11 protein-coding genes are annotated in these 9,062 nt (G+C 63.6%); 5 read left to right on the forward strand and 6 right to left on the reverse strand.

Features of this window, described 5'->3' with window-relative positions; genetic code table 11:
- Window positions 1-69: 69 nt before the first annotated feature.
- Both AHiyo1_RS12780 and AHiyo1_RS12785 read right to left on the reverse strand, forming a co-directional pair.
- The gene (locus AHiyo1_RS12780; RefSeq protein WP_059388819.1) at window positions 70-951 is read right to left on the reverse strand and encodes a carbohydrate ABC transporter permease; all 882 of its coding nucleotides are present in this window, start codon (window positions 949-951) and stop codon (window positions 70-72) included.
- A 153-nt stretch (window positions 952-1,104) separates the two neighbouring features.
- Entirely contained in the window at window positions 1,105-2,397 is a 1,293-nt protein-coding gene (locus tag AHiyo1_RS12785) for an extracellular solute-binding protein (protein ID WP_059388820.1), read from the reverse strand.
- A 215-nt stretch (window positions 2,398-2,612) separates the two neighbouring features.
- On the opposite strand from AHiyo1_RS12785, the gene AHiyo1_RS12790 reads away from it, so the two are divergent.
- The 4 genes from AHiyo1_RS12790 (at window position 2,613) to AHiyo1_RS26750 (ending at window position 5,827) form a co-directional block, all read left to right on the forward strand.
- Complete coding sequence (locus tag AHiyo1_RS12790) at window positions 2,613-3,014, forward strand: metal-sensitive transcriptional regulator (protein WP_253257313.1); 402 nt, start codon at window positions 2,613-2,615, stop codon at window positions 3,012-3,014.
- A gap of 49 nt (window positions 3,015-3,063) precedes the next feature.
- Window positions 3,064-3,303, forward strand: coding sequence for a heavy-metal-associated domain-containing protein (locus AHiyo1_RS12795; protein WP_059388821.1), 240 nt, complete (start codon window positions 3,064-3,066; stop codon window positions 3,301-3,303).
- Between the two features lie 71 nt (window positions 3,304-3,374).
- Window positions 3,375-5,057 (forward strand): heavy metal translocating P-type ATPase, encoded by a 1,683-nt coding sequence (locus AHiyo1_RS12800; RefSeq protein WP_253257333.1) that lies wholly within the window; start codon window positions 3,375-3,377, stop codon window positions 5,055-5,057.
- The gene (locus tag AHiyo1_RS26750; RefSeq protein WP_253257314.1) at window positions 5,027-5,827 is read left to right on the forward strand and encodes an HAD-IC family P-type ATPase; all 801 of its coding nucleotides are present in this window, start codon (window positions 5,027-5,029) and stop codon (window positions 5,825-5,827) included. The genes AHiyo1_RS12800 and AHiyo1_RS26750 overlap by 31 nt, the downstream gene beginning before the upstream one ends.
- Before the next feature lie 98 nt (window positions 5,828-5,925).
- On the opposite strand, the gene AHiyo1_RS12805 is transcribed toward AHiyo1_RS26750, so the two are convergent.
- Together AHiyo1_RS12805 and AHiyo1_RS12810 are read right to left on the reverse strand one after the other, a co-directional pair.
- Window positions 5,926-6,198, reverse strand: a complete 273-nt coding sequence (locus tag AHiyo1_RS12805; protein ID WP_059388822.1) for a DUF2277 domain-containing protein — start codon at window positions 6,196-6,198, stop codon at window positions 5,926-5,928.
- Between the two features lie 40 nt (window positions 6,199-6,238).
- Window positions 6,239-7,264 carry an EamA family transporter gene (locus tag AHiyo1_RS12810; RefSeq protein WP_059388823.1) on the reverse strand — a complete coding sequence of 342 codons (1,026 nt, stop codon included), beginning with the start codon at window positions 7,262-7,264 and terminating at the stop codon, window positions 6,239-6,241.
- A 70-nt stretch (window positions 7,265-7,334) separates the two neighbouring features.
- Here AHiyo1_RS12810 and AHiyo1_RS12815 point away from each other — a divergent pair, with 70 nt between their 5' ends.
- Window positions 7,335-7,883: a CGNR zinc finger domain-containing protein gene (locus tag AHiyo1_RS12815; RefSeq protein WP_059388824.1), complete on the forward strand. Its 549-nt coding sequence runs from the start codon at window positions 7,335-7,337 to the stop codon at window positions 7,881-7,883.
- Window positions 7,884-8,011: 128 nt separating this feature from the next.
- Here AHiyo1_RS12815 and AHiyo1_RS12820 read toward each other — a convergent pair whose 3' ends face one another.
- The gene (locus AHiyo1_RS12820; protein WP_059388825.1) at window positions 8,012-8,362 is read right to left on the reverse strand and encodes a hypothetical protein; all 351 of its coding nucleotides are present in this window, start codon (window positions 8,360-8,362) and stop codon (window positions 8,012-8,014) included.
- A gap of 67 nt (window positions 8,363-8,429) precedes the next feature.
- The gene (locus tag AHiyo1_RS12825) at window positions 8,430-8,984 is read right to left on the reverse strand and encodes a hypothetical protein (RefSeq protein ID WP_059388826.1); all 555 of its coding nucleotides are present in this window, start codon (window positions 8,982-8,984) and stop codon (window positions 8,430-8,432) included.
- Between the last annotated feature and the right edge of the window lie 78 nt (window positions 8,985-9,062).

The raw sequence follows: 9,062 nt of genomic DNA on the forward strand, positions 1-9,062 counted from the left end.
CGCCCTTGCGGAACTGTTGCGGCGCGACCGGTGCGGGCCGGTTCTTGCGGAGCGGAACGTCGACGGCGGTCACAGGACTTCTCCCGTTCTCTTGAGGATGCGGAGGTAGACGAAGGTGATGATCATCAGCAGCGCGGTCATGATGACGCCAAGGGCCGAGCCGAGGCCATAAAGGCTGGCCGCGAAGGCCTGCTGGTAGCCGTAGACATTCAGCACGAGGTTCTGCCCGGCAATACCGCCGCCGTTGGTCATGATGTAAATCTGGGAGAAGATCTTGAAATTCCAGATGATGGACTGGATGGTCACCACCATCACGATGGGCCGCAGCATCGGAAGCATGATGCTGCGCGCGATCCGGGGCATGGAAGCACCGTCGAGCCGCGCCGCCTCAATGACTTCGGTGGAGATCGCCTGGATGCCGGCGTAGACCGTCACGAGTACGAACGGGAACGAACACCACACCACTTCGCTGGCCACCAACCCGAAGGCGGACCATTTGTCGTAGGTCCAGGAGTAGCCGTTGAACTGCGTCAAGCCCACCGACACGAGCGCCTTGTTGACGAGCCCCAGCGTGGGGTCGAAGAGGAACAACCACACGGCGCTGCCGGTGACAGCCGGTGTGGCCCAAGCGCCCAAGGAGACTACGAACAGTGCGCTCCGGACCCAGGGCCGGAGCCGCGTGGCCAAGACCGCCAACGACGTTCCCACGAGCAGCGTCAGGACAACGCAGGCGCCTGCGAACAGCACGGTGTTGCCCAGGACGGACCAGAACTCCGGATCGGCGAACAGTTTCTGGTAGTTCTCCAGGCCCGTGAATTGCAGTGGTGCCTTGCCACTGACTTGGGCCTGGCGGTAGTCGTACAAAGAAACGTTGATGAGCTGGAAGATCGGGTATCCCAGCAGCGCGATCAGGACAATGAAAGCCGGGGCCAGGTAGAACCACGGTTCCAAGCCGCGCTTGCCTAGCGCACGACGCGGGACGTCCCCGCCGTCGTCGGCTTACGGTTCTGCTCGCGGTTGGCCCCGTTCGTGTCCGCCTTCGCGGACGCGAACGCCGTCACGCCGCGCCGCCTGGCGCGGATCGGCCGTGCTTCACGAACCTCGTCATTTGGATCCGAAGACCTTGTTCATGGCCGCTGCCGCATCCGCAGTAGCGGTATTGACGTCAGCCTTGCCCGTGACGATCTTCTGGTACATGCCGGTGAAGATGCCCTGGGCGTCGATGGTGGACCAGGTTTCGGTCACGGGGACGAAATTGGTGCCGGCGGCGAGGGTCTTGATGAAGGGGTCAAGCTGCGGATTGGACGCGGCAACAGACTTCTGGACGTCGCTGAATGTGGGCAGGTTGCCCATGGCGTCGAACATCTTCTGCTGGTACTTCTTGCCTGCCAACAGCTCGACGAACTCGGCTGCGAGGGTGTGGTGCTTGCTGCTGTTGAAGACGCCCAGGTTGTTTCCGCCGGCAAACGCTGGGGCGATCGAACCAGCCGTATTGCCCGGAACCGGAACCACCGCGAACTTGTCCTTGACCGCACTGGCCGCTACGGCCTTGTAGTTGAAGTCGCCACCGATGGTCATGGCCGATTTTCCGGCGATGAACTGCTGGACGCTCGCGTTTCCGCCGAATTCGGCACACGTCTGGGGCGGGCAGATGTCGTTCTTGAGCAGCCGGGCATAAGCGGAGATGCCGTCCCGGGATTCGGCCGAATCCAAGCCGGAGACAAAGGCGCCACCCTTCTTCGTGGCAATGTTGCCGCCGTTGGCCCAGAGGTAGGGCATGGCGGAGAACTGCGCAGCTCCACCGACCGAAATCCCGAGCATGTCCGGGTTGGCTGCGCGGACGGCGCGGGCCACGGTTTCGACGTCGGCGAGGGTCTTGGGCGCCTCCAGTCCGAGCTTCTGCAGCAGATCGGTGCGGTAGTAGAGGGCCCGGACGCCGACGTACCAGGGCACGCCGTAGTTCTTGCCCCCGACGTCCGTGGTGGCCAGGATCTTGCCGTCCAGGTCCTTGGACTCATCCCAGGCCTTGATGTCCGCAGTCACGTCGGACAATCCGCCGGATGCAACGTAGCTGGCAAGGTCTGTGTTGCCGAACTCGGCGACGTCGGGAGCGCTCGAGGGGTCGTTGAACGCGGCCTTGAACCGTTCTGCCCGGCTGTCGACGGGAATGTACTGGACGTCGACCTTGACGCCGCTGTGACTGGCTTCGAAATCGGAAACCGCGGCCTTGACTACCGCGGATTTTGGGTCCTGGTTGACTTCCGAGAAGAGCCAGACGCGGATGGTGCCGGACTTCTCATCCGAAGATGACGCGGCATTGTTCGACGTGGGCGGGGCGCAGGCCGTCAGCGCGAGGGCGGCGAGGGCAATGGCAGCCGCAGAGCGTGCGATTTTCAATGGATCCTCCATGGAGAAAAGGGTTAGGTGCCCGGCGGTCCCCCGCTTCGGGTATGGAAGGAAACTTTACAAACATACTTTTGTGAGCGGAAGCACAAGCGGCAAAAGGTTTGCATTGCAAAACGGGAATTTGTAAACAGGCGATCTTTCGCTGAATGGCCGATACCCCCTGGGGGTACTTGATTTTATACCCCTAGGGGGTATACCTTTGGGGCATGAGCACGATCGATGTGAACTCCACAGATGTGAACCCGGTTGACTTGAACCCGGTTGACTTGAACGTTGGCCAGCCGGTCATCGACGTTGAGGATGGAGCGCATGCCCAACACGGCTACTCTTCCAACAAGGACGCCTATTTGCGGCGCCTTAAGCGGATCGAAGGCCAAGTACGCGGTATTGCGCGGATGGTGGAAGAGGACAAATATTGCATCGACATCCTCACCCAAGTCTCGGCAGTCACTAAAGCCCTGCATGCCGTGAGTCTCGGGCTCGTGGAGGAACACATCGGGCACTGCGTCGTCGGAGCCGCCTCCGAGTCGGATCCCGTCGTGCGCGCGGAGCAAATCGACATCAAGGTCAAGGAGGCAGCCGATGCCATCGGGCGCCTGCTGCGGTAACCCCGCAAGCACTCACCACACCATTCAACTCACCACCAAGGAGCACGCCATGGGCCACACCGCCACCATCCAGACGAACGTCAGCGTTTCCGGCATGACCTGCGGGCACTGCGTTTCCGCAGTGAGCGAAGAAATTGAGTCCTTGGCGGGAGTGGAAAATGTCGAGATCGATCTGAACGCCGGCGGAATCTCCACCGTCACCATCACCTCCACCCAGGAATTGTCGCCGTCCGAAATCGGCGAAGCCGTCGCCGAAGCCGGCTACCTGGTAGTCGCCAACGAGGCCTAGGGGCCAATGTGAGCAATCACGACATCCTGCATCAAACGGGCACCCGCATCATCGAACTCGACATCGAGGGCATGACCTGCGCATCGTGCGTAGCGCGCGTGGAACGGAAACTGGGCAAGCTCGACGGCGTGGAGGCTTCCGTCAATCTCCCCCTCGAATCAGCCCACGTCACAGTCCCGGACAACGTCACGGACCAACAAATCGTGGACACAGTAAACGCAACGGGCTACAAAGCCTGGATCCGCGAATCGAGGCCCAGTCCGTCCACGGCCCCCTCCGCCGACCACACCCACGGTCGCGAAACCGATGTGCTCGGCGCGATCGAGTCCAGCACCGAAGGCAGCGCCGGCGACGGCGGCGCTGTAGAACATGACCGCAGCAATAGCGCGCCGGAACATGACCACAGCGACGGTGCCGGTGTTATGCGGCAGCGTGCGTCTAAGGGAGGAACGACCGAGCACGCCGAGCATGGCGCCGGTGGCGGCGCGCAAGGCGACCACGGTGCCAGCGAAGACCACATGCATCACGGCCCTGCGTCCCGCCAGCTAAGGCCAAGACTGATTGCCGCCGCCATACTGACGGTTCCGGTCTTCGCCATCTCGATGATTCCAGCTTTGCAGTTCCCGCACTGGGGTTGGGTCGCCGCTGCACTGGCACTTCCCGTGGTGACGTGGGCTGCCTGGCCCTTCCATCGTGCGGCCGCCATTAACGCACGCCATTTCGCTTCGACCATGGACACGCTCGTCTCGATTGGTGTCTTGGCCGCATACCTCTACTCCGCGTGGCAACTCTTTGCCAACCCCATGATGACCGAACACCCGGGCATGGAGTCCACGGGAGGCATGGGCGGCGGGCTGTACTTCGAAGTTGCCGCCGTGGTCACCACGTTCCTGCTTCTGGGCCGCTATCTCGAGGCCAACGCCAAAGCGAAGGCCGGCGACGCCCTTAAGGCCCTCCTGAACCTGGGGGCGAAGGACGCTACGGTGCTGCGCGACGGCGTCGAGCACAAGATCCCGGCCGAGCAACTCGTAGCCGGGGACATCTTCGTGGTCCGCCCGGGAGAGAAGATCGCCACGGACGGCCTGGTGACGAGCGGTTCATCCGCCGTGGATGCCTCCTTGGTCACCGGTGAATCGGTGCCCGTGGAGGTCGGCCCGGGAAGCCAGGTCACGGGCGCCACCATCAACACTTCGGGCCGTTTGCTGGTCCGCGCGACGCGCGTCGGTTCCGAGACGACGCTGGCCCAGATGGGGCGGTTGGTCAGCCAGGCGCAGACGGGCAAAGCCCCGATCGCACGGCTCGCCGATCGGATCAGCGCCGTGTTCGTGCCCGTCGTGCTGGTCATCGCCCTGGTTACTTTCGTAGTCTGGCTCGCGCTGAGCGGGGACCTCAATGCCTCGTTCACGGCTGCCGTGGCGGTGCTCGTGATTGCCTGCCCGTGTGCGCTTGGGCTCGCGACTCCCGTTGGCCTCCTGACCGGGACCGGCCGGGGTGCGCAGCTCGGCATCCTCATCAAGGGCCCACAGGTGCTTGAAGATACGCGCACTGTGGACGCCATCCTGTTGGACAAGACCGGAACCGTCACCAGCGGCAAGCTGGCCGTCGGACATACCCTGGCCTTGAACGGGCACTCCCCCGCCGACGTGCTCTCTCTCGCCGGCGCCGTCGAGGCAGCGTCGGAGCATCCCATCGCCCACGCGATTGCCGCTGCCGCCAAGTCGCAATGCCCGACGCCGGCCCGCTCCTCGCGGTGAAGGACTTCAGTTCCGCCCCGGGCGGCGGAGTCCGCGGGATGGTTGCGCTGAACGGAGCCGGAAACGGCACTGAGCGAACGGTCGTGGCCGGCAGGACTGGCTGGTTGGAACTCAACGGAATCTTCCCCGACGATGCACAGCGCCGGGCCCTGGCAACTGAGGAAGCCGGCGGCGCAACCGCTATCTGGGTTGCTGTGGACGGGGAGCCCGCCGGGATCGTGTCGCTAAGGGACACTGTCAAACCCGGTTCGGCGGCAGCCATCGCGAAGCTCAAGGAACTCGGGATTCGCCCTCTCCTGCTGACCGGAGACAACGCCGCGGTCGCCGCCCAAGTGGCCACCGCCGTCGGGATCTCCCCGGAAGATGTGTTCGCGGGCGTCCTGCCGGAAGGCAAAGTGGACGCGGTGCGGATGCTCCAGGCCCAGGGGTCCACTGTGGCCATGGCCGGGGATGGAGTCAACGACGCCGCAGCCCTGGCGCAAGCCGATCTTGGCATCGCCATGGGATCGGGCACGGATGTGGCGATCGAGGCCTCGGATCTGACCGTGATGGGCAGTGACCTTGGCCAGCTGGTGCAAGCCATCGAGCTGTCCCGGAAGACGCTTGCCACCATCAAGACAAACCTGTTCTGGGCGTTCTTCTACAACGCCATCGGTATCCCGGTGGCAGCCCTTGGTTTGCTCAACCCGATGATCGCCGGTGCGGCCATGGCTGCGAGCTCGGTCCTGGTGGTCGCGAACTCGCTCCGGTTGCGCTCCTTCGCAAAGTAGCCCCGACGCACCCAACTAACTCGCAGTTGTTGTCGTTATCCGGCGCGAAAACGGCAACAACTGCCAGTCAGTTGGGGGAGCTAGCAGTTTGGGGGCAGCTAGGCCGTTCCGAACCGAACGGCCGCGCGGGCCCTGGCTTTGGCCGCCTCCTCGTCGCGATTGCGCGCTGGCGCATGGGTCACGAGGGAATCGAGCAGATGCTGTGTGATATGCGCAATCTCATGGACAGCCTCGGCGAAGGCCTCCTCGTTGGCCTTTGACGGCTTGGTGGTGCCGCTGATCTTGCGCACATATTGCAGCGCGGCGGCTTCTACCTCTGCGGAGGTGGCTCGTGGCTCGAAATTGTGGAGGGTGTGGATGTTCCGGCACATATCAACATGCTAGGCCCAGTCCCCCATCAAGGCTCGGTTTTTAGAGCACCCTCTCCGAGGGCACCGGCTCGACGTCGTTCGCATGGTCAAGCTCGGGGGCTACTTCGCCGAAGCCGGCAGCATCACGCTTGTCCGCCCGCAGTTCGTCGATTCGCACCAAGACCACTCCGCACACAATGAGTGCCCCGCCCACGAGCTGGATGGCTCCGGGCAGTTCGGCCAGCAACAGCCAGGCCCACACCACGGCGAACAACACTTCAGTGAGCGAGACGAAAGATGCCACCTTGGACCCAAGGCTTCGGGCTGCCATGATCCCCGTGACGTAGGACAGCACGGTGGACAGGAAGACAAGGCCGGCGATCGAGACCCACCACGGCGTGGTCCACGGCCCGAGGTGCGTATCCGCCGTGGCGAAAGTCATGGATACCAGACCGGTCCCGCCGGCAATCCAGATAAGGATTGAGCCTGCCATGAGACCGCCGGCGGCCAGCACGATGGGCGGCAAGGTGTCGTTCTGCTTGGCCGTGATGAAGAAGTAGATGACCAGGCAGACGGCCGCGGCCATGCCCCACAGGACGCCGACGAAGTCGACCTTCACGGCGCCGGTGAGATCGAGCACCAGGACGAGTCCGCCGAGGGAAAGCAGCGTTCCAAGGGCGGTGAGGGCCCTGGGTCGGCGTCGGCTCGCGGCCCACAGCCACAAGACGATCATGGTTGGCGCGAGGTATTCGAGCAGGAGGGCGACCCCCACGGACAGCCTTGACACCGCATTGAAGTAGAAAAGCTGGCACCCCGCAACACCGATCACGCCGAACAACAGGATGGTGAGCCAGTTGTCCTTGAGCTGGTGCCAACGTCCCCGGAGAGCGATGACGGCCGGGATTACCAAGATGAGTGATGCGCCGCTCAATCGGATGGCAACTGCCGCGCCGGGGGTCCACCCGGTTTCCAGGAGGGACTTGGCGAACGAGCCGGACAAGCCGAAAACCGCTGAGGAAAAGAGCGCGAGCCCCAGTCCCGACGCCATGAAGCCCGCAGCACCAGCCCGGTTTGTTGCAGCTGACACAGCAGCCTCCTGTCAGGAGTAAAATGGGTTACGCTGCTGACAATACTCCCGAGAGATGTAAGGAGTCAAAGTGCTTTTTGCACCTGACACTGAAGTGGCGCTTCGAACCGTGGTCAATTTGATCAATACGGCCGCCAACGGGACCGAATCCCTCACGAGTGCCGCCGAGCTCAACGCCTTCCTTGACGCGGAAGAATTCACGGGGACCAGGGAGGGAACCGAGGCGGAATTGGCCAGCGTGAAGCGACTTAGGAGCCAGCTAACCTCCTTGTGGACAGCGGATGAGGACGCGGCCGCAAAGACCGTCAACCAACTCCTCACCGACGCGCGCGCACTTCCCCAGCTGGTCAAGCATGATCATTGGGATTGGCACCTACACGCAACCACCCCTGAGGCGCCCCTCGCGGAACGCATGGGCACGGAAGCTGCCATGGCACTTGTGGACGTCATCCGCAGCAAGGAAATGGACCGCCTGCGGGTGTGCGCAGCGGACGATTGCGACGCCGTCGTGCTGGACCTGAGCCGTAACCGCTCCAAGCTCTATTGCGACACGGGCAACTGCGCCAACCGGACGCACGTCGCCGCTTACCGGGCCCGGAAAGCATCGGGGGCCGAATAAGGGGAGGGCGTCACGTCGTGCAGCTTTTCAAGGTGCACGACGGCGGCCTGCCCCGAGTTTCCCGGGTTGCGGCGGTGGCCAGCCGGCAAAAAGTTGCGTGGCGTGATGCGATAGGAGGCTAGGACGGCCTAGTCGGCGTCGGGGGTTTCCGTTTCGCTGCCCGCTTGGGGGGCCGCAGAACCGTGACCTTGGCCCGGTTTCCTGGAACTGAGGTTGACGCCCGAGCCCTTGCCGAGGTGCTCGGCGTTTTCCTTGTGGCTCATGGAAAGCATGGCGGCGAGGACGAGACTCACAATGAAGGCGATGCCGGCGCCGGTAAAGGCGAGGTCAAAGCGCGGAGTGCGGGCGCTGCCGCCGGAGGCGAAAATCAGCACAGCGAAGAAGATCACGACGCCCCAGAACGCGGAGAACATCAGCGGTCCCTTAACCGAGGTCCGCATCTTGCGCGGCTCTCCTGGTTTTTGGTCAGCCAAGGTCATTCCTCCAATGTGGGTGCTGGCGCCGTCTGCGCCTCGAGAGTTCTACGCAGGGTAGAACGTACGACTACTAGTTTACGGCCTCAGCGGAGGGGGTTCGCCCATCGTGCCGCAGGCTCAGGCCGGACAGCACCCACAAGACTCCCGAGATGATGGCGCCACCGCCGGCAACACCGAGAAGCGCGTGCGCTCCAAGGCTGATGAAAAACGGCAACGCAAGGGCGGTGCCGATGCCCACCACACCGGAAATGCTCCAGTCGCGGGCAAGCAGGTGACGTCCGCGGTGCCGGAATCCCTTGACCAGCTCAAACACCCCGAGCACCAGCAACCCGACGAGCGCGGAAACGCCAACGCCCGTGTCGGACTGCGTAATCAAGGCACCCACCCCTGCCAGGCCAACGACGGCGGCCGCGGCCGCCGGAACACTCGTAGCCAGGAACGCGGCGCCCGCGGTTGCGAGCAGATAGAGCCCGGCAGCCCAGGCCAGAACGTGAACGGATGGCGAGCCCCAGAAGACGGTCACGGCTCCAAACACCAGCGCAGCACCGGCGCGGAGAAGTACGGGCTTCCAGAGGGCGGCTGCTGCGGGCGTGGATGAAGTCGCTGAAGAGGCGGGGAGAGTCACCAGTCCAGTTTAGTGCGAACCGAGGACCATCCATTTGTCGGAGCGGGCGCGTAGCCCCAGAGTGACCCCGCGGGCCAG

It is taken from the genome of Arthrobacter sp. Hiyo1, from assembly GCF_001263615.2.
In the GTDB taxonomy this organism is placed as follows: Bacteria; Actinomycetota; Actinomycetes; order Actinomycetales; family Micrococcaceae; genus Arthrobacter.